25 protein-coding genes are annotated in these 20,722 nt (G+C 66.5%); 23 read left to right on the top strand and 2 right to left on the bottom strand.

The window, feature by feature from the left end; translation table 11 throughout:
- Positions 1 to 53 precede the first annotated feature (53 nt).
- The 13 genes from fleN (at position 54) to ACSX1D_RS13740 (ending at position 11,407) form a co-directional block, all read left to right on the top strand.
- A complete protein-coding gene (gene fleN / locus ACSX1D_RS13800) occupies positions 54 to 893 on the top strand; it encodes a flagellar synthesis regulator FleN (RefSeq protein WP_439862327.1) in 840 nt (279 codons plus the stop codon).
- Positions 890 to 1,636, top strand: a complete 747-nt coding sequence (gene fliA, locus ACSX1D_RS13795; RefSeq protein ID WP_439859040.1) for an RNA polymerase sigma factor FliA — start codon at positions 890 to 892, stop codon at positions 1,634 to 1,636. The genes fleN and fliA overlap by 4 nt, the downstream gene beginning before the upstream one ends.
- Before the next feature lie 134 nt (positions 1,637 to 1,770).
- Positions 1,771 to 2,145 carry a chemotaxis response regulator CheY gene (locus ACSX1D_RS13790; protein WP_170862135.1) on the top strand — a complete coding sequence of 125 codons (375 nt, stop codon included), beginning with the start codon at positions 1,771 to 1,773 and terminating at the stop codon, positions 2,143 to 2,145.
- A 19-nt stretch (positions 2,146 to 2,164) separates the two neighbouring features.
- Positions 2,165 to 2,953 (top strand): protein phosphatase CheZ, encoded by a 789-nt coding sequence (locus tag ACSX1D_RS13785; RefSeq protein ID WP_439859039.1) that lies wholly within the window; start codon positions 2,165 to 2,167, stop codon positions 2,951 to 2,953.
- A 10-nt stretch (positions 2,954 to 2,963) separates the two neighbouring features.
- Entirely contained in the window at positions 2,964 to 5,279 is a 2,316-nt protein-coding gene (locus tag ACSX1D_RS13780; protein WP_439859038.1) for a chemotaxis protein CheA, read from the top strand.
- Between the two features lie 44 nt (positions 5,280 to 5,323).
- A complete protein-coding gene (locus ACSX1D_RS13775) occupies positions 5,324 to 6,442 on the top strand; it encodes a protein-glutamate methylesterase/protein-glutamine glutaminase (RefSeq protein WP_439859037.1) in 1,119 nt (372 codons plus the stop codon).
- A gap of 25 nt (positions 6,443 to 6,467) precedes the next feature.
- Positions 6,468 to 7,208 carry a flagellar motor protein gene (locus tag ACSX1D_RS13770; protein ID WP_439859036.1) on the top strand — a complete coding sequence of 247 codons (741 nt, stop codon included), beginning with the start codon at positions 6,468 to 6,470 and terminating at the stop codon, positions 7,206 to 7,208.
- Positions 7,209 to 7,220: 12 nt separating this feature from the next.
- Positions 7,221 to 8,090, top strand: coding sequence for a flagellar motor protein MotD (motD, locus tag ACSX1D_RS13765; RefSeq protein ID WP_439859035.1), 870 nt, complete (start codon positions 7,221 to 7,223; stop codon positions 8,088 to 8,090).
- Positions 8,091 to 8,142: 52 nt separating this feature from the next.
- The gene (locus ACSX1D_RS13760; RefSeq protein WP_439859034.1) at positions 8,143 to 8,931 is read left to right on the top strand and encodes a ParA family protein; all 789 of its coding nucleotides are present in this window, start codon (positions 8,143 to 8,145) and stop codon (positions 8,929 to 8,931) included.
- An 87-nt stretch (positions 8,932 to 9,018) separates the two neighbouring features.
- Positions 9,019 to 9,828, top strand: a complete 810-nt coding sequence (locus ACSX1D_RS13755; RefSeq protein ID WP_439859033.1) for a CheW domain-containing protein — start codon at positions 9,019 to 9,021, stop codon at positions 9,826 to 9,828.
- A 102-nt stretch (positions 9,829 to 9,930) separates the two neighbouring features.
- The gene (locus ACSX1D_RS13750; RefSeq protein WP_439859032.1) at positions 9,931 to 10,410 is read left to right on the top strand and encodes a chemotaxis protein CheW; all 480 of its coding nucleotides are present in this window, start codon (positions 9,931 to 9,933) and stop codon (positions 10,408 to 10,410) included.
- A gap of 3 nt (positions 10,411 to 10,413) precedes the next feature.
- Positions 10,414 to 10,818, top strand: a complete 405-nt coding sequence (locus ACSX1D_RS13745) for a DUF2802 domain-containing protein (protein ID WP_439859031.1) — start codon at positions 10,414 to 10,416, stop codon at positions 10,816 to 10,818.
- A 145-nt stretch (positions 10,819 to 10,963) separates the two neighbouring features.
- On the top strand, positions 10,964 to 11,407 hold the full coding sequence (locus tag ACSX1D_RS13740; RefSeq protein WP_439859030.1) for a rhodanese-like domain-containing protein: 444 nt from the start codon (positions 10,964 to 10,966) through the stop codon (positions 11,405 to 11,407).
- On the opposite strand, the gene ACSX1D_RS13735 is transcribed toward ACSX1D_RS13740, so the two are convergent.
- Positions 11,385 to 11,714, bottom strand: coding sequence for an EscU/YscU/HrcU family type III secretion system export apparatus switch protein (locus ACSX1D_RS13735; protein WP_439859029.1), 330 nt, complete (start codon positions 11,712 to 11,714; stop codon positions 11,385 to 11,387). The genes ACSX1D_RS13740 and ACSX1D_RS13735 overlap by 23 nt on opposite strands.
- Positions 11,711 to 13,255, bottom strand: coding sequence for a flagellar hook-length control protein FliK (gene fliK / locus ACSX1D_RS13730; protein WP_439859028.1), 1,545 nt, complete (start codon positions 13,253 to 13,255; stop codon positions 11,711 to 11,713). The genes ACSX1D_RS13735 and fliK overlap by 4 nt, the downstream gene beginning before the upstream one ends.
- 194 nt (positions 13,256 to 13,449) lie before the next feature.
- On the opposite strand from fliK, the gene ccmA reads away from it, so the two are divergent.
- From ccmA to ACSX1D_RS13680, 10 genes are all read left to right on the top strand, one after another.
- Positions 13,450 to 14,031 carry a cytochrome c biogenesis heme-transporting ATPase CcmA gene (ccmA, locus tag ACSX1D_RS13725; RefSeq protein WP_439862326.1) on the top strand — a complete coding sequence of 194 codons (582 nt, stop codon included), beginning with the start codon at positions 13,450 to 13,452 and terminating at the stop codon, positions 14,029 to 14,031.
- Positions 14,028 to 14,699 carry a heme exporter protein CcmB gene (gene ccmB / locus ACSX1D_RS13720; protein ID WP_439859027.1) on the top strand — a complete coding sequence of 224 codons (672 nt, stop codon included), beginning with the start codon at positions 14,028 to 14,030 and terminating at the stop codon, positions 14,697 to 14,699. Before ccmA ends, ccmB begins: the two co-directional genes overlap by 4 nt.
- Positions 14,700 to 14,779: 80 nt before the next feature.
- Positions 14,780 to 15,535: a heme ABC transporter permease gene (locus ACSX1D_RS13715; protein WP_439859026.1), complete on the top strand. Its 756-nt coding sequence runs from the start codon at positions 14,780 to 14,782 to the stop codon at positions 15,533 to 15,535.
- On the top strand, positions 15,532 to 15,708 hold the full coding sequence (ccmD, locus tag ACSX1D_RS13710; RefSeq protein WP_439859025.1) for a heme exporter protein CcmD: 177 nt from the start codon (positions 15,532 to 15,534) through the stop codon (positions 15,706 to 15,708). The genes ACSX1D_RS13715 and ccmD overlap by 4 nt, the downstream gene beginning before the upstream one ends.
- Positions 15,705 to 16,172, top strand: coding sequence for a cytochrome c maturation protein CcmE (gene ccmE, locus ACSX1D_RS13705; RefSeq protein WP_439859024.1), 468 nt, complete (start codon positions 15,705 to 15,707; stop codon positions 16,170 to 16,172). The genes ccmD and ccmE overlap by 4 nt, the downstream gene beginning before the upstream one ends.
- Entirely contained in the window at positions 16,169 to 18,142 is a 1,974-nt protein-coding gene (locus tag ACSX1D_RS13700; protein ID WP_439859023.1) for a heme lyase CcmF/NrfE family subunit, read from the top strand. Before ccmE ends, ACSX1D_RS13700 begins: the two co-directional genes overlap by 4 nt.
- The gene (locus ACSX1D_RS13695; RefSeq protein ID WP_439859022.1) at positions 18,139 to 18,675 is read left to right on the top strand and encodes a DsbE family thiol:disulfide interchange protein; all 537 of its coding nucleotides are present in this window, start codon (positions 18,139 to 18,141) and stop codon (positions 18,673 to 18,675) included. The genes ACSX1D_RS13700 and ACSX1D_RS13695 overlap by 4 nt, the downstream gene beginning before the upstream one ends.
- Entirely contained in the window at positions 18,672 to 19,157 is a 486-nt protein-coding gene (locus ACSX1D_RS13690) for a cytochrome c-type biogenesis protein (protein ID WP_439859021.1), read from the top strand. Before ACSX1D_RS13695 ends, ACSX1D_RS13690 begins: the two co-directional genes overlap by 4 nt.
- The gene (gene ccmI / locus ACSX1D_RS13685; RefSeq protein ID WP_439859020.1) at positions 19,154 to 20,371 is read left to right on the top strand and encodes a c-type cytochrome biogenesis protein CcmI; all 1,218 of its coding nucleotides are present in this window, start codon (positions 19,154 to 19,156) and stop codon (positions 20,369 to 20,371) included. Before ACSX1D_RS13690 ends, ccmI begins: the two co-directional genes overlap by 4 nt.
- Positions 20,368 to 20,688 (top strand): hypothetical protein, encoded by a 321-nt coding sequence (locus ACSX1D_RS13680; RefSeq protein ID WP_439859019.1) that lies wholly within the window; start codon positions 20,368 to 20,370, stop codon positions 20,686 to 20,688. The genes ccmI and ACSX1D_RS13680 overlap by 4 nt, the downstream gene beginning before the upstream one ends.
- Positions 20,689 to 20,722 lie beyond the last annotated feature (34 nt).

The raw sequence follows: 20,722 nt of genomic DNA, 5'->3' as shown, positions 1-20,722 counted from the left end.
GATTGGCGGGGTACGCTTAGGCAAGCGGATCCAGTCGACCTTAGACAAGGTGTATAGAGAACATGGGTATGCATCCCGTACAGGTGATTGCGGTGACCGGCGGCAAGGGTGGCGTCGGCAAGACCAATGTGTCGGTGAACCTGGCCCTGGCCCTGGCCGATATCGGCCGCCGGGTCATGTTGATGGACGCCGACCTGGGGCTGGCCAACATCGACGTGCTGCTGGGCCTGACGGCCAAGCGCACCCTGGCCGATGTGATCAGCGGCGAGTGCGACCTGCGCGACGTGGTGCTGCAGGGGCCGGGCGGCATCCGCATCGTTCCGGCCGCCTCCGGCACCCAGAGCATGGTGCAGCTCTCGCCCATGCAGCACGCCGGGCTGATCCAGGCCTTCAGCGATATCAGCGAAAACCTGGACGTGCTGATCGTCGATACCGCGGCGGGCATCGGCGACTCGGTCGTCAGCTTCGTGCGCGCGGCCCAGGAAGTGCTGGTGGTGGTCTGCGATGAGCCGACCTCGATCACCGACGCCTATGCCCTGATCAAGCTGCTCAATCGCGACTACGGCATGAACCGCTTCCGCGTGCTGGCCAACATGGCCCACAGCCCGCAGGAAGGTCGCAACCTGTTCGCCAAACTGACCAAGGTCACCGACCGTTTCCTCGACGTCGCGCTGCAGTATGTCGGCGCGGTGCCCTACGACGAGTCGGTACGCAAGGCCGTGCAGAAGCAGCGGGCGGTCTATGAGGCGTTTCCGCGCTCCAAGTGCGCGTTGGCATTCAAGGCGATCGCGCAGAAGGTCGATGCCTGGCCGCTGCCGGCCAACCCACGCGGTCATCTGGAATTCTTCGTCGAACGACTGGTGCATCAGCCGGTCGCGGACTCAGCGGTATGACAGCAGCCTCCGGACTTCGTATGTATAACAAGGCGCAAGGGCAAGATTCCCAGCATCAGTTGATCGAGCGCCATGCGCCCTTGGTCAAGCGTATCGCCTACCACTTGCTGGCGCGTCTGCCGGCCAGCGTGCAGGTGGATGACCTGATCCAGGCCGGCATGATCGGCCTGCTCGAGGCGGCGAAGAAATATGACGGCAGCAAGGGCGCCAGTTTCGAGACGTTCGCCGGCATTCGCATTCGCGGCTCCATGCTCGACGAGGTGCGCAAGGGCGATTGGGCGCCACGCTCGGTGCACCGCAACAGTCGCATGGTCAGCGACGCAATTCGGGTAATTGAGGCCAGAACCGGACGTGACGCTAAAGATCACGAGGTTGCGGCCGAACTCCAATTGAGTCTCGAAGATTACTACGGCATTCTTGGCGACACTTTGGGCAGTCGCCTGTTCAGCTTCGACGACCTGTTGCAGGACGGCGAGCATGGCGCACTGAGCGAAGACGCCAATGCCACCCATCATGAACCTTCGCGTGATCTGGAAGACGAGCGCTTCCAGGCGGCCCTGGCCGATGCCATCGCCAACCTGCCGGAACGCGAGAGGCTGGTGCTGGCGCTGTATTACGATGAGGAGCTGAATCTCAAGGAGATTGGCGAGGTGCTGGGGGTCAGCGAGTCGCGAGTCAGCCAGATACACAGCCAGTGCGCGTCACGCCTGCGTGCGCGACTGGGTGAGTGGCGCGCGCGATAGCCCTGGGCAGGGCGCTGATGGAAATTGCCGGTGCAGTGGTTGCACAACGCTCTGCCAGGCCGGTTTCACGATTAAGGGCGTAGCCAGCGGCTGGTTACGTTTAGGACTGTACGGAGGTCGACTTGGACAAGAACATGAAAATCCTCATCGTTGATGATTTCTCAACGATGCGACGGATCATCAAGAACCTCCTGCGTGACTTGGGGTTCACCAATACCGCAGAGGCCGACGACGGCACCACCGCGCTGCCGATGCTGCACAGCGGCAGTTTCGATTTCCTGGTGACCGACTGGAACATGCCTGGCATGACCGGTATCGACCTGTTGCGCGCGGTTCGGGCAGATGAGCGGCTCAAGCACTTGCCCGTGCTGATGGTTACCGCGGAAGCCAAGCGCGACCAGATCATCGAGGCCGCTCAGGCCGGAGTGAATGGTTATGTAGTCAAACCGTTCACAGCCCAGGTGCTGAAAGAGAAGATCGAAAAGATCTTCGAGCGGGTCAACGGCTGATGTCTGCCGCGAGGGCGCTATGGAACACGATGATTCCCAGCAGGACGACCTCGAGTCGACCCTGAAGTTAAATGCTCGCCAGTTGGTCGATAGCCTGGATCAAGGCAACTTCGGCGATGCGGTGCAGCTGATCAATGAACTCAACAAAGCCCGCGACCGTGGTCTGTACCACGAAGTCGGCAAACTGACGCGCGAGCTGCACAACGCCATCGTCAATTTCCAGCTTGACCCGCGCGTGCCCCATGCGCAGGAAGTCTCGCAGATCACCGATGCCACCGAACGCTTGAACTACGTGGTGACGATGACCGAGAAGGCCGCCAACCGGACCATGGACCTGGTCGAGCAGAGTGCACCACTGGTCAACGACCTCGGCAGCGAGGCCCAGGGCCTGAGTGCCGAGTGGGGGCGCTTCATGCGTCGGGAAATGGGCGCCGAGGGCTTTCGCGAGCTGGCCAAGCGCATCGAGCTGTTCCTGGCTCGCAGCGAGCGCGACAGTGCCAAGCTGTCGGGGCACCTCAACGACATTCTGCTCGCCCAGGACTTCCAGGATCTGACCGGCCAGGTGATCAAGCGGGTCACCCAGTTGGTCACCGAGGTGGAAAGCAACCTGCTCAAGCTGGTGCTGATGGCCAGTCAGGTCGACCAGTTCGCCGGTATCCAGCATGACCATCAGGCGCTGCGCGCCGAGCTGGCCAAACAAAAAGAGCCTTCCCATGGTGAAGGTCCGCAGATTAATGCCGAAAAGCGTGAAGACGTCGCCGCATGTCAGGACGACGTCGACGATCTGCTTTCCAGCTTAGGTTTTTAGGAGCACGTTTATGAGCTTCGGCGCCGATGAAGAGATCCTCCAGGATTTCCTGGTAGAGGCCGGCGAAATTCTCGAGCAACTGTCTGAACAGTTGGTCGAGCTAGAGAGCCGCCCGGACGATATGAGCCTGCTCAACGCGATTTTTCGCGGCTTTCATACCGTCAAGGGTGGCGCCGGCTTCCTCCAGCTCAATGAGCTGGTGGAGTGCTGCCATATCGCGGAGAACGTCTTCGACATCCTGCGCAAGGGTGAGCGACGGGTCGACGCCGAGTTGATGGATGTGGTGCTGGAGGCGCTCGACGCGGTCAATGGCATGTTCGCCCAGGTGCGCGAGCGGACCGAGCCGACGCCGGCCAGCGAGGCGTTGCTGGCCGCGTTGGCGCGCCTGGCCGAACCCGCCAGTGCCGACGAGGCGAGCCAGCCGGCTGCCGCCCCGGAGGCCCCTGCCGAAGTGCGTGCGGAGCCGGAGCCGACCCCGGTACAGGCGGTGGCTGCCTCGACGGATATCACCGACAGCGAGTTCGAGCAGTTGCTCGACTCCCTGCACGATGCGCCGGCCGAAGCCTCTGCAAGTGCCGCCGGCGCCGACGAGATCACCGACGACGAGTTCGAGGCGCTGCTCGATCAGCTGCACGGCAAGGGGCAGTTCGCCGCCCCCGGCGCGGCCGAACGCACGGCGGCGGTCGCAGCCGTCGCTGCCGCGCCCGCCGCGGCATCCGACGAGATTACCGACGACGAGTTCGAAGCCCTGCTCGATCAGCTGCATGGCAAAGGCCAGTTCGTTCCCCCCGTCGCCTCGGCAAGCGCCGGCGCGGCGGCGCCAGCGTCGGCAGCGGCGTCTGTACCCGTTGCCGCCATGGCCGAGACAGGCTCCGCGGCTGCGGGCGGTGATGAGATCACCGACGACGAATTCGAAGCCCTGCTCGATCAGCTGCATGGCAAGGGCAGATTTTCCGAGCCGAGCAAACCTGCCGAGGCGCCCGGCGTAGCGGCTGCTCCGCCCAAGGCGGCGGAGCCAGCCACGGCAGTGGAACCGGTCAAGGCAGCGGAGCCCGTCAAGGCCGCGGCCAAGCCTGCCGCCAAGGCCGAGTCGGCGAAGGCGCCAGCCCCGGCGCCGGTGGTGCCGGCTCAAGCTGAAAAGGTGGCGCCGGCCAGCGAGGCGGAGACCACGGTGCGGGTCGATACCGCACGCCTGGACGAGATCATGAACATGGTCGGTGAGCTGGTGCTGGTGCGTAACCGCCTGGTGCGCCTGGGCCTCAACAGCGGCGACGAGTCGATGTCCAAGGCGGTGTCGAACCTCGACGTGGTGACCGCGGACCTGCAGACGGCGGTGATGAAGACCCGCATGCAGCCGATCAAGAAGGTTTTCGGGCGCTTCCCCCGCCTGGTGCGCGACTTGGCCCGCAGCCTGAAGAAAGAGATCAACCTGGAGCTGGTCGGCGAAGAGACGGACCTGGACAAGAACCTGGTCGAGGCCCTGGCCGATCCGCTGGTGCACCTGGTGCGCAATGCCGTCGACCATGGCATCGAGACCCCGGAAGAGCGGGAAGCTGGCGGCAAGTCCCGTGGCGGCAAGGTGGTGCTCTCGGCCGAGCAGGAGGGCGATCATATCCTGTTGTCGATCTCCGACGACGGCAAGGGCATGGATGCCGATGTGCTGCGGGCCAAGGCGGTGGAGAAGGGCCTGCTGGACAAGGACGCGGCCGACCGGCTCAATGAGTTCGAGTGCTACAACCTGATCTTCGCCCCAGGCTTCTCGACCAAGACCGAGATTTCCGATGTGTCGGGCCGTGGCGTCGGCATGGACGTGGTCAAGACCAAGATTTCCCAGCTCAATGGCACGGTCAACGTGTTCTCGGTCAAGGGCCAGGGCTCGAAGATCGTCATCAAGGTGCCGCTGACCCTGGCGATCATGCCGACCCTGATGGTGATGCTGGGCAACCAGGCGTTCGCCTTCCCGCTGGTCAATGTCAACGAGATCTTCCACCTAGACCTGTCGCGCACCAACGTGGTCGACGGCCAGGAGGTGGTGATCGTGCGCGACAAGGCGCTGCCGTTGTTCTACCTCAAGCGTTGGCTGGTGCGAAACGCCGCCCATGAGGAACAGGGCGAGGGCCATGTGGTGATCCTCACCGTCGGCAGCCAGCGCATCGGCTTCGTCGTCGATCAGCTGGTCGGCCAGGAAGAGGTGGTGATCAAGCCGCTGGGCAAGATGCTCCAGGGCACTCCGGGGATGTCCGGCGCGACCATTACCGGCGATGGGCGGATAGCCCTGATTCTCGACGTGCCGAGCATGCTCAAGCGCTATGCGCGGCGCATCTGATTGATTCGCGGCGCGGCCAAGGGCCGCGTCGTCTAGGAGTGTGTATGGTTGTCAAGGTACTGGTGGTGGACGATTCCGGCTTCTTCCGCCGGCGCGTCTCGGAGATTCTCTCGAGCGATGCCAACATCAAGGTGATCGGCACCGCCACCAACGGTCGTGAAGCCATCGATCAGGCGTTGGCCCTGCGGCCGGACGTGATCACCATGGACTATGAAATGCCCATGATGGACGGCATCACCGCGGTGCGGAACATCATGCAGCGCTGTCCGACCCCGGTGTTGATGTTCTCCTCGCTGACCCACGAAGGTGCCCGGGTCACCCTCGACGCCCTGGATGCCGGGGCGGTGGATTTTCTGCCGAAGAACTTCGAGGACATCTCGCGCAATCCGGAGAAGGTCAAGCAGCTGCTCTGCGAGAAGGTCCACAGCATCGCTCGCAGCAACAGACGCAGTGTCGGTATGGCGCCGGCAGCCGCGCCGTCGGCCACGCCGGCGCCTGCAGCACCGTCCAGGCCGGCGGCGGCCAGCGGCCTGGTGCGCCCGGCCGCGCCGGCAGCGGTTGCCGGCGGAGCGTCGATTGCCAGCGCCGCGCCCAAGCGCAAGGCCTACAAGCTGGTCGCCATCGGCACTTCGACCGGCGGGCCGGTGGCCCTGCAGCGTGTACTGACCCAGCTGCCGGCCAGCTTTCCCGCGCCTATCGTGCTCATCCAGCACATGCCGGCGGCCTTCACCAAGGCCTTCGCCGAGCGCCTGGACAAACTCTGCCGGATCAGCGTCAAGGAGGCCGAGGATGGTGACCTGCTGCGCCCCGGCGTGGCCTTGCTGGCGCCGGGCGGCAAGCAGATGATGGTCGACGGCCGGGGGGCGATCCGCATCCTTCCCGGCGACGAGCGCCTGAACTACAAGCCCTGCGTGGACATCACCTTCGGCTCGGCGGCCAAGTCCTATCACGACAAGGTGCTGGCGGTGGTGCTCACCGGCATGGGCGCCGACGGTCGCGAGGGCGCGCGCCTGCTCAAGCAGGGCGGCAGCCAGGTTTGGGCTCAGGACGAGGCCAGCTGCGTGATCTACGGCATGCCGATGGCGGTGGTCAAGGCCGACCTGGCCGACGCGGTGTATGGCCTCGACGAGATCGCCAAGCATCTGACCGAGGCCTGCCTGTAATGACCTGTGCCGTGAGTGCGTCCGCATGGATGTGCTGAGCCTCATCGGGGTCATTCTGGCGTTCGTCGCCATCCTAGGGGGTAATTACCTGGAGGGTGGGCATGCGGCGGCATTGCTCAATGGTCCGGCGGCGCTGATCGTGATCGGCGGTACCCTGGGTGCGGCCTTCCTGCAGGCCCCGGTCAGCGTGTTCAAGCGCGCCCTGGTGATTCTGCGCTGGATCTTCTTCCCGCCGCGCATCGACCTGGCCGGCGGCATCAATCATGTGGTCGGCTGGAGCATGACGGCGCGCAAGGAGGGCCTGCTCGGGCTGGAGGCGGTGGCCGATGCGGAGAAGGATCCCTATGCGCGCAAGGGCCTGCAGCTGCTGGTCGATGGCGCCGAGCCCGAAGCCATCCGCAGCATTCTCGAGGTCGACCTGTACACCCAGGAAGGCCGCGACATGCAGGCCGCCAAGGTGTACGAGAGCATGGGTGGTTATGCGCCGACCATCGGCATCATCGGCGCGGTGATGGGCCTGATCCATGTGATGGGCAACCTGGCCGACCCGAGCATGCTCGGCAGCGGCATCGCCGTGGCGTTCGTTGCTACCATCTACGGGGTGGGGTTCGCCAACCTGCTGCTGCTGCCCATCGGCAACAAGCTCAAGGCGGTTGCCCAGCGCCAGTCGCGCTACCGCGAGATGCTGCTCGAAGGCATCCTGTCCATCGCCGAAGGCGAGAACCCGCGCTCCATCGAGCTGAAGCTGCAAGGCTTCATGGATTGACAGGGACGCCCCATGCCGCGCCGACGCCACCACGAAGAACACGAGAACCACGAGCGCTGGCTGGTCTCCTATGCGGACTTCATCACCTTGCTGTTCGCCTTCTTCGTGGTGATGTACTCGATCTCCTCGATCAACGAGGGCAAGTACAAGGTGCTCTCCGATTCCCTGGTCGGGGTGTTCAATCAGCCCGAACGCTCGCTCAACCCGATTGCCGTGGGCGAGCAGCGTCCGCGCAGCATCGCGCCGGATCGAGCGAGCGCCGCCGAGGGCAGTGAGCAGGCGCCGACGGACACCCTCAAGGACATTGCCGACAGCGTGCGGGAGGCTTTCGGCGAGCTGATCGATGCCGAGCAGCTGAAGGTGCGCGGCAACGAGTTGTGGATCGAGATCGAGCTCAGCTCCAGCCTGCTGTTCCCCAGTGGCGATGCCCTGCCGAACAATGTGGCGTTCGGCATCATCGAGAAGATCGCCAAAATCCTGGCACCCTACGAGAACCCGGTGCATGTCGAGGGCTTCACCGACAACCTGCCGATCAAGACCAGGCAGTTTCCGACCAACTGGGAGCTGTCGGCGGCGCGCGCGGCGAGTATCGTGCGTATGCTCGCCATGGACGGGGTCAATCCGCAGCGCCTGGCGTCGGTGGGCTACGGCGAGTTCCAGCCGGTGGCCGACAATGCCACCGCCGAAGGGCGGGCGCGCAACCGCCGGGTGGTGCTGGTGATTTCCCGCAATCTCGATGTGCGCCGCAGCGTCGCCGGCGTCGGCAGCGCCAACGCGCGCCCCGACCCGGCCTTGCAGCGTGCTGGCATGCAACCTGCAGCAGCGCCCACAGCGCAGGCATCGCAGGTCGGTGTCGTCAATTCCCCGTCGTCTGCCCAATGAGGGCGGCGCCCGTTCTCGGTCGGTCCCTAGCTGTGCCGGGAGGATGAAGAAGATGAGAGTCTGGGCAGTAGCCAATCAAAAGGGTGGTGTCGGCAAGACCACCACGTCCATCGCCCTGGCCGGACTGCTGGCCGATGCCGGCAAGCGCGTGGTCGTGGTCGATCTCGATCCCCATGGGTCGATGACCAGTTATTTCGGCCATGATCCGGATGCCCTTGAGCACAGTACCTTCGACCTGTTCCTGCATCAGGGCAGCGTGCCCGCGGGCCTGCCGCAGCAGCTGCTGCTGCCGACCAGCCACGAGCGCATGTCGCTGTTGCCTTCGAGCACCGCCCTGGCCACGCTCGAGCGCCAGTCGCCGGGGCAGAACGGCCTGGGGCTGGTGATCGCCAAGAGCCTGGCGCAGCTGTGGCAGGACTTCGATCATGCGGTGATCGACAGCCCGCCGCTGTTGGGCGTGCTGATGGTCAATGCCCTGGCGGCTAGCCAGCAACTGGCGATTCCGGTGCAGACCGAGTTTCTCGCGGTGAAAGGCCTGGAGCGCATGGTCAGCACCCTGACGATGATCAACCGCTCGCGCAAGCAGGCGCTGCCCTACACCATAGTGCCGACCCTGTTCGATCGCCGCACCCAGGCCTCGCTGAGTACCCTGCGCGTGCTGCGCAACAGCTACCCGGAAAACCTCTGGCCGGCCTACATCCCGGTCGACACCCGGTTGCGCGACGCCAGCCGCGCCGGCCTCACGCCTTCGCAGTTCGATCACAACAGCCGCGGCACCATCGCCTACCGCGCGTTGCTCAAGCACCTGCTGGGCCAGCAGTCCGCGGCGCAGGTGGCTTGAGATGATCAGTGATGCCGCGCAGAATCGCTCAAGTCGGCCGCATCTGCTGCCGATAGGCTGTACAGGTCATTGTTGCGGATTCCCTCTATGAGTCGTCCCCTTGCCACCGCTACGCGTCCCCAACTGGCCCTGCAGTCCTATCTGGATGGCTTGCTGCAGGAGGCGGCGGTCCAACTGGCCGAGAGCAGCGTCCTCGACGAGTTCCAGGCGGCCGTACTGGAGGAGCAGGTGCGCGATGCGCGCCTGCTGCCTACGCCTGCGCCGCTCGCCCTGGTCGAGCCGGTGCCGGCAGCAGTGCCTGCAGCCGTGCCCGTGGTGGCGGAGGTCGAAGCAACGATCGAGCCTCCCGCACAGCTGATCCCGCCGCTCGCCGAGGTCAATCGGCCGGCGCCGCAGGGGCCATTGTTGCAGCTCGATGGGCGTCCGGAGTGGGCGCAGGAGCCGTTCGAGTGCCTGCTGTTTGATGTCGCCGGGCTGACCCTGGCGGTACCGCTGGTGTGCCTGGGCTCGATCTATCCCCTGGCGGGGCATGACCTGACGCCGTTGTTCGGCCAACCGGACTGGTTTCTCGGCATACTGCCGTGCCAGGCCGGCAACCTGAAGGTCCTGGATACCGCGCGCTGGGTCATGCCGGAGCGCTACCGCGACGATTTCCGCGACGGCCTGCAGTACGTGATCTCCGTGGAAGGCTACGAGTGGGGCCTGGCCGTGCATCAGGTCAGTCGCTCGATTCGCCTAGACCCGAGCGAGATCAAGTGGCGCGGCCAGCGGACCCAGAGGCCCTGGCTGGCCGGCACGGTGATCGAGCACATGTGCGCCTTGCTGGATGTGGCTGCGCTCGCGGAGCTGATCGCCAGCGGCGCAGCCAAGCGTCTGGTCAATGGCCAGTTGCACTGATTGCACAAGGTCGGGCGCGCGCCCAGGCGCGAGTCCGGCAGACGAAAACCAGCGGTTGCACCGCGCACGCCGCACCACGTGGCTTATGACGAGGCTAGGGACATGAAGAAAAATTCCGCACAGGGTGCCGAGGATCCCATTCTGCAGTGGGTGACTTTCCGCTTGGACAACGAGACCTACGGCATCAACGTGATGCAGGTCCAGGAAGTGCTGCGCTATACCGAGATTGCCCCGGTGCCGGGGGCGCCGAGCTATGTGCTGGGCATCATCAACCTGCGCGGTAATGTGGTGACGGTCATCGACACCCGCCAGCGTTTCGGCTTGGACTCGGCGCCGGTCACCGACAATACCCGTATCGTGATCATCGAGGCGGACAAGCAGGTGGTAGGCATCCTGGTCGACAGCGTCGCCGAGGTGGTCTACCTGCGGCAGTCCGAGGTGGAAACCGCGCCGAACGTCGGCAACGACGAGTCGGCCAAGTTCATCCAGGGCGTGTGCAACAAGAACGGCGAGCTGTTGATCCTGGTCGAGCTGGACAAGATGATGAGCGAGGAAGAGTGGTCCGAGCTGGAGAGCTTCTGAGTCATGCTCGAGATCGCGCTGCTGGTGCTCGCGCTGGTCTGCCTGGGGTTGGTCGGCGCCTGCGTCTGGCTGGCCGCCCAGCAGCGCCATGCGGCCCAGTTGCAGGTCGAGCGGGACGCGGCGCGTGATCAGCGGATCAAGGAGCTCGGCAAGCGCCTGGATGCCTACCTAGCCGGCAGCGTGCGCATGGGCGAAGAGTTGCACGAACTGCGGCGCATCGTGGCGCCGCTGCCGGACAAGCTGAACCAGATCGAGCAGCGCGACCCCAGCAGCTTGTCCTTTACCCAGGCGGCCCGCCTGGTGGGCCTGGGCGCCAGCGTCGACGACCTGACCCAGTCCTGTGGCCTGACCAAGGCCGAAGCGGAGCTGGTCAGCAAGCTGCACCGGGCCAAGGTGCCCAAACCCTGATTTTCTCCTGCCAAAGTGCGTGGCAATCGCTCCCGGTTAGCGCCGCAGGTTCTTAGCTGGCTTTCCCGCCCGGTCAATCGTTCCTAGCCATAACCCCCTGGCTACCTAAGCTAAAGCCTATGCATGTTCGGCGGAGGTGTTGGCGATGCGCGGCTTGCTGGTTGTCCTGCTGTGCGCGGTAGTCTGGCTGCCGGTTCAGGCTCGAGAGGCGCCTCTGGTGGTGGACGGCGCGGTCACCATCAATGTGCTGCAGGCCAAGTATCTGTACGACCGCGGCGCCTTGTTCATCGATGTGCGGCCATCCCGGGAGTGGGGCTGGGGTCATGTGCGCGGCGCCGTGCACCTGGATCTGGCCAATCGCTTCGCCGCCCTAGCGATGGCCCACTGGCCCCGGCACATGCCGCTGGTCATCTATTGCGACAGTGACGTCTGCCTGCGCAGCGCGCTGGCCTCGCACCTCGCCGTGACCTGGGGTTACGAGCGGGTGTTCTATTTCCGCGGCGGTTACTTCGCCTGGCAGCTGTTCGATTTCCCTCTGGGCAAGGGGGAGGATCGCGAAACGCTGGTCATCCGCGGGGAGGGCCGCTGAGCAGCGGCGGTGCCGGCGTGGCGTCGCGTTCCTGGCCAAAGCCCGGCGGACACTTGCCCTTCAGGTACCAGGCAAAGGCGATGATCTCGGCGATGCAGCGATAGAGCTGCTCGGGAATCGCCTCGCCCAGTTCCAGGCGCGCCAGCAGGCGCACCAGGTCGGCGTTCTCATAGATTGGCACTTCGTACTCGCGGGCAATGGCTAGGATCGCTTCGGCCAGTTCGTCGTCACCCTTGGCGCTGACGCTGGGGGCGTGCTGCCCATCGTAGGTCAGGGCGATGGCCTGGCGTGGGGCTTGTCGTGTCATGCGGTTTCGTCCACCCAGCGTTGTTCCAGTGTGGTACGCGGGCCCTGGGGCGGCGTGCCCAGGCTGCAGCTCAGCTCGCCGACGACGAGACCGGCGGCGGTGAGCCGTTCGCGCAGGGTCTGCAACTGCCCATCGATCAGCTCGACGGTACCGCCGCGTTCGGCCCACAGCCGGCTGGACAGGCTGCCGTGGGCCAGTTGCGCCTGCACCTGCAGGGGGCCCAGCGGCTCCAGGTCGAAGGCCAGTTCGATGCGCCAGAGCACCTCCTTCTGTTCGCCTGCGGGGTCTTTCTGTGGCTCGTCACGCTGAATCTTCAGCTGCAATGGCAGCAGTTCCTGCTGGTTGCGCATCGGCAGTTCCAGTTGCCAGGTGGTCAGCAGGTTGCCGTCGGGACCGATCTGGCTCTGCGCCAGGCTGGACAGCTGATGGGTCTGCAGGCGCGAGACGGCTGCCGCGGCGAGCTTCAGCAGCGCTTCGAGGTCGGCCTCGCCCTCCAGCGACTGCAACAAGCGCGATGGCAGCGGAAAGCGCAGCGCCTGTTGGCGCGCCCCGGCCTGCCCGAGGTTGCCGAGGATATCCCGGGCGAAGGCCGGCAGCGCCTGGGCCAGGGCGACGCCGGCATTGGCCGCGGTAAACGGCGTGCTTGCCGGCAACCCGGGCAGCAACTGGCTGACCAGGCGCAGCAGGTTGGCCTTGAGGTCGCCGGCCAGGGCGCCACCCTGGCCGCCGAGCAGCTTGCTCTCGAGGAACGCGCCGCTGTTTTCCAGGGCCAGGCCCAGGCCTTTGGCGCTGCTCAGCTGGCTGGCGTCGGGCAGGGCTCCGAGCAGCCTGTCGATGCTGGTGCGCAGGCCGTCGGGCACGCCGGCCTGGCCCTGCAAGCCTTGCAGGGCCTTGAACAGACCCTCCAGCGAGCCCTGGCGAGTCTGCTGGTTCGCTAGTTGCTGGTTCAGCTCGAGCTGGTCCAGGCGCGTGCTCAGGGGCAGGAAGCTGAGGGTCTGGCTGCCTTGCACCTGGGCGCTGAGCAGGCTACCCAGGGGCAGTGCCAGCGGGGTCTCCAGGGCCAGCTTGCTGCCGGCCAGGGGGGTGTTCAGCAGCGTGACCAGGACCTTGTACAGCGCCTGTTGTGATTGCGCCTGGGCGATCTGCTCGCGGGCCACCACCTTGCCTTGCAGCAGGGTGCCGAGTGGCAGCTGTTTCAGGTCCAGGCGGGTCAGGGCGCTATCGCCGCCGGCCTGCAAGGCGACCGCCAGGCGGGTTTCCGACAGGGCGGTGACCGCCAGAGCGGTGCCCTGGGCCAACGGCCGCGGGCTGTCGGCCTGCAGGGTGGCCTGCCGGCCGTTTTCCAGGGTCAGCTTGAGCAGCACCTGAAAACTCTGCGCGGCCTCCTTGAGCGCGATCACCTCGGCCTTGGCCGTCTCGCCGCTGGCCAGCAGCCCCTGTAGCGGCTGCAGCAACTTGAGCGCCAGATCGTTGGCCACGGCACTGGGCCGCGCGCTGGGCGCTGTGGCTGGAACGGGGCGGGCGCTGCCGATTTCGCTCATGGGCGGGTTACAACCTGTCAAATATGCCGACTGCGGGGGGCGGGGCGGGGTATGTATAATGCCGCCCCGTCCGGGTCGGCCACGCATCAGTATAACGGCCGGCGCATTGTCGACTTGAACCGCTTTTAGGTGTCCATGCCTTGACCAGCCCACTTCTCGAAGCCGTGGCGCTCGCCTGCGAGCGGGACTGGCGCATGCTCTTCGACCGTCTGGACCTGCGCCTGGAGGCCGGCGAAATGCTTCAGGTGGCCGGCCCCAACGGCAGTGGCAAGACCAGTCTACTGCGTTTGCTGGCCGGTCTGATGCAGCCGACGGCAGGGGAAATCCGCCTCAATGGCCGGTCGCTGTCCAGGCAGCGCGCCGAACTGGAGCGCAACCTGCTGTGGATTGGCCACGCCGCGGGGATCAAGGGCCTGCTCAGTGCCGAAGAAAACCTCGCCTGGCTTTGCGCGCTGCATCGCCCGGCCAGCCGCGAGGCCATCTGGCAGGCCCTGGATGCAGTCGGCCTGCGCGGTTTCGAGGACGTGCCCTGCCATACCCTGTCGGCTGGCCAGCAGCGCCGCGTCGGCCTGGCGCGGCTGTATCTCGACGGTCCGCCGCTGTGGATCCTCGACGAACCGTTCACCGCCCTGGACAAGGCCGCGGTGGCCCAGCTGGAGGGGCACCTGGCCGAGCATTGCCGGCGTGGTGGCCTGGTGGTGCTGACCACCCACCACAGCCTGACGGTCAAGCCCGAGGGCTACCGCGAACTGGACCTGGGGCAGCGCGCCGCATGAGCAACGTCTTCAGCCTGCTGCTGGCCCGCGAGGCGCGCCTGTTGTTCCGCCGCCCCGCCGAACTGGCCAACCCACTGGTGTTCTTCGCCATCGTCATCGCCCTGTTTCCGCTGGCGGTCGGCCCGGAAACCCAGTTGCTGCGTACCCTGTCGCCGGGCCTGGTGTGGGTGGCGGCCCTGCTGGCCGTGTTGCTGTCGCTGGACGGCCTGTTTCGCAGCGATTTCGAGGACGGTTCCCTGGAGCAGTGGGTCCTTTCGCCGCACCCTCTGCCTCTTCTGGTGTTGGCCAAGGTGCTGGCACACTGGCTGTTTTCCGGCCTGGCGCTGGTCCTGTTGGCGCCGCTGCTGGCCCTGATGCTTGGCCTGCCGGGGCGTTGCCTGCCGGTACTGCTGCTGTCGCTGCTGCTCGGCACGCCGGTATTGAGCCTGCTCGGCGCGGTAGGCGCGGCGCTGACGGTGGGCCTCAAGCGCGGCGGCCTGTTGCTGGCGCTGCTGATTCTGCCGCTGTACATCCCCGTGCTGATCCTCGGCAGCGGCGCGTTGCAGGCCAGCCTGCAGGGATTGCCCGCGGTCGGCCACCTGTTGTGGCTGGCCAGCCTCACCGCCCTGGCGGTGACCCTGACACCTTTTGCCATCGCCGCGGGTCTGACAATCAGCGTGGCCGAGTAGACAATAGGCCCGATGGGCCAGCGATTGCCGCACGCCCGGATGGCGGCTGCAGTCGGCCGAATGAACTGACGAGTGTTGCGATGAACTGGACGTGGTTTCACAAGCTGGGCTCGCCCAAGTGGTTTTACCAGATCAGCGGCCGCTGGCTGCCCTGGCTGGCCGGGGCCGCCGCGCTGCTGCTGGCGGTCGGTTTGGTATGGGGACTGGCCTTCGCGCCGCCGGACTACCAGCAGGGCAACAGCTTCCGCATCATCTATATCCACGTGCCGGCGGCGTTCCTCGCCCAGTCGATCTATGTGATGCTGGCGGTGGCCGGGGTGGTCGGCCTGGTGTGGAAGATGAAGCTGGCCGACATCGCCCTGCAACAGGCCGCGCCCATCGGCGCCTGGATGACCGCGGTGGCCCTGGTGACCGGCGCCATCTGGGGCAAGCCGACCTGGGGCACCTACTGGGTGTGGGACGCGCGTCTGACCTCGATGCTGATCCTGCTGTTCCTCTACTTCGGGGTGATCGCCCTGGCCCAGGCCATCAGCAATCGCGACAGTGCCGCCAAGGCCTGCGCGGTGCTGGCGATAGTCGGGGTGATCAACATCCCGATCATCAAGTACTCGGTGGAGTGGTGGAATACCCTGCACCAGCCGGCCACCTTCAGCGTGGTGGAGAAGCCGGCCATGCCCCTGGAGATGTGGCTGCCGCTGCTGATCATGGTGCTGGGCTTCTACTCCTTCTTCGGCGCCGTGCTGCTGTTGCGCATGCGCCTCGAGGTGCTTAAGCGCGAGGCCCGCAGCAGCTGGGCGCGCAGCGAGATCAAGCTGCAGGTGGAGAAGGCCCGATGAGTTTTGCTTCCTTCGCCGAGTTTCTCGCCATGGGCAACCATGGCGCCTATGTCTGGACCTGCTATGGCCTGAGCCTGGCGGTGCTGGGCCTGAATGTCGCGTTGCCGGTCCTGGCGCGCCGCCGTTACCTGCAAGACGAGGCGCGTCGTTTGCGCCGGGAGGAGTCGAAGTGAACCCCGTGCGCAAGAAGCGTCTGTTTATCGTCCTGGCGATTCTCGCCGGCTTCGGTGTGGCCGTGGCCCTGGCCCTCAGTGCCCTGCAGCAGAACATCAACCTGTTCTATTCGCCGACCCAGATCGCCAATGGCGAGGCGCCCCTGGATACCCGCATCCGCGCCGGCGGCCTGGTGGAGGCGGGCTCGGTGCAGCGCTCCGGCGACTCCCTGGACACCGCCTTCGTGGTCACCGACGGCGCCAAGCGCGTGACCATCCGCTACAGCGGTATCCTCCCGGACCTGTTCCGCGAGGGCCAGGGCATCGTCGCCATGGGCAAGCTGGGTGCCGACGGCGTGCTGGTCGCCGACGAAGTGCTGGCCAAGCACGACGAGAACTACATGCCGCCGGAGGTCATGCAGGCCCTCGAGCAGAGCGGCATGAAGCAGCAGCACGACGCGGCCACGCAGGGGGGCGCACAATGATTCCCGAACTCGGCCACCTGGCGATGATCCTTGCCCTGTGCATGAGCCTGGTGCAGGCCAGCCTGCCGATGGTCGGCGCCTGGCGTGGCGATCGCCAGTGGATGAGCCTGGCGCAGCCGGCAGCCTGGGGCCAGTTCAGCTTCGTGGCCTTCGCCTTTGTCTGCCTGACCTACGCCTTCATGGTTGACGACTTCTCCGTCGCCTACGTGGCCAGCAACTCCAACAGCGCCTTGCCCTGGTACTTCAAGTTCAGCGCGGTGTGGGGCGCCCACGAGGGCTCGCTGCTGCTGTGGGCGCTGATCCTGGCCGGCTGGACCTTCGCCGTGTCGATCTTCTCCCGCCAGCTGCCGGAGGAGATGCTCGCCCGGGTGCTCGGCGTCATGGGCATGATCAGCGTCGGCTTCCTGCTGTTTCTGATCGTCACCTCCAACCCGTTCGAGCGCCTGCTGCCCAACAGCCCGGTGGACGGCCGCGACCTCAACCCGCTGCTGCAGGACTTCGGCTTGATCATCCACCCGCCGATGCTCTACATGGGCTATGTCGGCTTCTCGGTGGCCTTCGCCTTCGCCATCGCCGCGCTGCTCGGCGGCAAGCTGGACGCGGCCTGGGCGCGCTGGTCGCGGCCCTGGACCATCGTCGCCTGGGCCTTCCTCGGCATCGGCATCGCCCTGGGCTCCTGGTGGGCCTACTACGAGCTGGGCTGGGGCGGCTGGTGGTTCTGGGACCCGGTGGAGAACGCCTCCTTTATGCCCTGGCTGGTCGGCACCGCGCTGATCCATTCCCTGGCGGTGACTGAGAAGCGCGGGGTGTTCAAGAGCTGGACCGTGCTGCTGGCCATCGCGGCGTTCTCCCTGAGCCTGCTCGGTACCTTCCTCGTGCGCTCCGGGGTACTGACCTCGGTGCATGCCTTTGCCAGCGATCCGGAGCGCGGGGTGTTCATCCTGGCGTTCCTGCTGCTGGTGGTCGGCGGCTCCCTGACCCTGTTCGCCATTCGCGCGCCGGTGGTCAAGAGCCAGGTCGGCTTCGCCCTGTGGTCGCGCGAGACCCTGCTGTTGGTGAACAACCTGATCCTGGTGGTGGCGGCCTCGATGATCCTGCTCGGCACCCTCTATCCGCTGGTGCTCGATGCCATGACCGGCGCCAAACTGTCGGTCGGCCCGCCGTACTTCAACGCCCTGTTCGTGCCGCTGATGGGGCTGCTGATGGGCATGATCGCCCTCGGTGTCCTCGTGCGCTGGAAGGACACGCCGCTGCGCTGGCTGCTGGGCATGCTCACCCCGGTGCTGCTGGGCAGCGTGGCCCTGGCCGTGCTGGCCGGCCTGCTGGTCGGCGACTTCAACTGGGCGGTGCTGGGCGTCTGCCTGCTGGCCGCCTGGGTGGTGCTGGCCGGCCTGCGCGATATCCATGACAAGACCCGGCACAAGGGCTTCTTCCGCGGCCTGCCGAGCCTGACCCGCAGCTACTGGGGCATGCAGCTGGCGCACCTGGGCCTGGCGGTCTGCGCCCTGGGGGTGATTCTCACCAGCCTGGGCAGCTTCGAGCGCGACCTGCGCATGGCGCCCGGCGATGGGGTGGAGATGGGTGGCTATCAGTTCGTCTTCGAAGGCGCGGCGCACCGCGAGGGGCCCAACTTCAGCGCCGACCGAGGCACCGTGCGGGTGCTGGAAGGCGGCGAGCAGATCGCCGTGTTGCACCCGGAAAAGCGCCTGTACACCGTGCAGCAGTCGGTGATGACCGAGGCCGGCATCGACGCCGGCTTCACCCGCGACCTGTTCGTCGCCCTCGGCGAGCCGCTGGAAAACGGCGCCTGGGCGGTGCGCGTGCACATCAAACCGTTCGTCCGCTGGATCTGGCTGGGCGCCCTGCTGATGGGCCTGGGCGGTTTCCTCGCGGCCAGCGACAAGCGTTATCGGATGAAGGTCCGTACCCGGGTGCGCGAAGCCCTGGGCACGGCAGGAGCGCAAACATGAAACGACTGATCCTGTTGCTGCCGCTGGCGATCTTCCTCGGTGTCGCGGTCTTCCTCTACCGCGGCCTGTTCCTCGACCCGTCCGAGCTGCCCTCGGCGCTGATCGGCAAGCCGTTCCCGGCCTTCTCCCTGCCGGCGGTGCAGGGCGGCGCGGCCCTGACCGCGGATGACCTCAAGGGCAAGCCGGCCCTGGTCAACGTCTGGGCGACCTGGTGTGTGGCCTGCCGCGTCGAGCATCCGGTGCTGAACAAGCTGGCCGAACTCGGCGTGACCATCCATGGGGTCAACTACAAGGACGACAACGCCGACGCGCTGAAATGGCTCAAGGAGTTCCACGATCCCTACCAGCTGAACATCGACGATGCCCGTGGCTCCCTGGGTCTGGACCTGGGCGTGTACGGCGCGCCGGAGACCTTCCTGATCGACAAGGATGGGATCATTCGCCACAAGTTCGTCGGCGTGATCGACGAGCGCGTCTGGCGCGAGCAGCTGGCGCCGCTGTACCAGCAGCTGGTCGACGAGGCCCGGCCATGAGGCGCCTGTTCGCGGCTGCCGTGCTCGGCCTGGCGCTGCTGGGCGGCGCCCAGGCGGCGATCGATACCTATGAGTTCGCCGATGAGGCGCAGCGCCAGCGCTACCGCACCCTGGTCGAGGAACTGCGTTGCCCCAAGTGCCAGAACCAGAACATCGCCGACTCCGACGCGCCGATCGCCATGGACCTGCGCGCGGAGATCTACCGCATGCTCGAGGCCGGCCAGAGCGACGAGCAGATCATCGACTTCCTGGTGGCCCGCTACGGCGATTTCGTGCTGTACAAGCCGCCCGTCACCTCGCGCACCCTGTTGCTCTGGTATGGCCCGGCCGCTCTGCTGCTCGGCGGCTTCGTGCTGCTCGGGGTGATCGTGCTGCGCCGTCGTGGCAACAAGTCCATGCCGGCGCAGGGCCTCTCCGACGCCGAGCGCCGGCGCCTGGCCACCCTGTTGAATCAAGCCTCCTCGGATAAGAAAGACCCATGATCGAATTCTGGCTGTCCGCCGGCCTGCTGCTGCTGGCTGCCCTGGCGTTTCTGCTGCTTCCGGTGCTGCGTGGGCGTAAGCTCCAGGCCGAGGAAGACCGCACCGCCCTGAACGTCACCCTGTACCAGGAGCGCCTGCGCGAGCTCGAGGACGAGCATCAGGCCGGCATCCTCACCGCTGCCCAATTGCAGGCCGGCCGCGACGAGGCGGCCCGCGAGCTGTTGGCCGACACCGAGGGCGCGGGCAGCAGGCCCGGCACCGGCGTGCTCGGCGGCAAGGTGCCGCTGATCGCCGCCTTGCTGATGCCGCTGCTCGGCTATGGCCTGTACCTGCACTGGGGCGCTATCGACCAGGTCGAGCGGGCGCAGGCGATCGCCGAGCAGCCACGCAGCATCGAGGAAATGACCGCGCGCCTGGAGGCCGCGGTGGAGGAGGACCCAGAGTCCGCCGAGGCCTGGTATTTCCTCGGCCGCACCTATATGGCCCAGGAGCGCGCGGCGGACGCCGCCAAGGCCTTCGAGCGGGCCATAGGCGTCGCTGGGCGCGAACCGGCGCTGCTTGGCCAGTGGGCCCAGGCGTTGTACTTCGCCGGCGACAAGCAGTGGACCGCTCAGCTGCAGGGCCTCACCGACGAAGCGCTGCAGGCCGATCCGGCGGAGGTCACCAGCCTTGGCCTGCTCGGCATCGCCGCCTTCGAGGACGGGCGCTTCGCCGAAGCCATCGAGCACTGGCAGCGCCTGGTCGCCGCGTTGCCGGAACAGGACCCCTCGCGCCAGGCAATAGTCGGCGGCATCGCCCGCGCCCGTGAGCGCCTGGCGCCGGCGGCCGAGGCCGGCGGCGACGCACCGGCAGACGCGGCTGCGCCGGCGCAACTGACGGTCAAGGTCGAGCTGGCGGCGGCGCTGCGCGAGCAGGTGCAGCCGGGCGACAGCGTGTTCGTCTTCGCCCGTGCGGTGTCCGGGCCGCCGATGCCGCTGGCGGTCAAGCGCCTGACCGTGGCCGACCTGCCGGCCGAGGTCAGGCTGTCGGACAGCGACGCGATGATGCCGCAGCTCAAGCTTTCCGGCTTCGATCAGGTGCAGTTGGTGGCGCGGATATCGCGCAAGGGTGACGCCACCGCCGGCGAGTGGGTCGGTCGCAGCCAGCCGCTGGCCAGCAGCAGCGTCGAGCCGCAGCGGCTGACCATCGACAGCGTGGACGGTCAGGCGCAATGAAACGCGTGCTGCCGCTGGCCGCACTGCTCGGCCTATCGATCCTGGCCGGTTGCTCGGTGCACGGTCCGGCGCCGAGCATCCCGGCGCCGACGGCCAAGGCCCATCCGCGCTATGCGCCGCCACCCGGCGCGCGCAGTCACTGGGATGCCCGCCTCGGGGTCTATGTGGTGGAGGGCGCGGCGCACCTGTACTACCGCGAGCGCACCTATTACCGCTGGAGCCAGGGCTGGAGCTGGTCGACCAGCCCGCAGGGTCCCTGGCAGCCGACCAATGGCGGCGGCGTGCCACCGGGGCTGTTTCGCCGCTACGCGCAGTAGCCGCGGCCCCGTCAGCGCGTCATCCCGCTGACGG

Origin of the sequence: Pseudomonas sp. MBLB4136 (genome assembly GCF_051904765.1) — a bacterium.
Classification (GTDB): Bacteria; Pseudomonadota; Gammaproteobacteria; order Pseudomonadales; family Pseudomonadaceae; genus Aquipseudomonas.
This window is presented reverse-complemented; position numbering and strand designations above follow the sequence as displayed.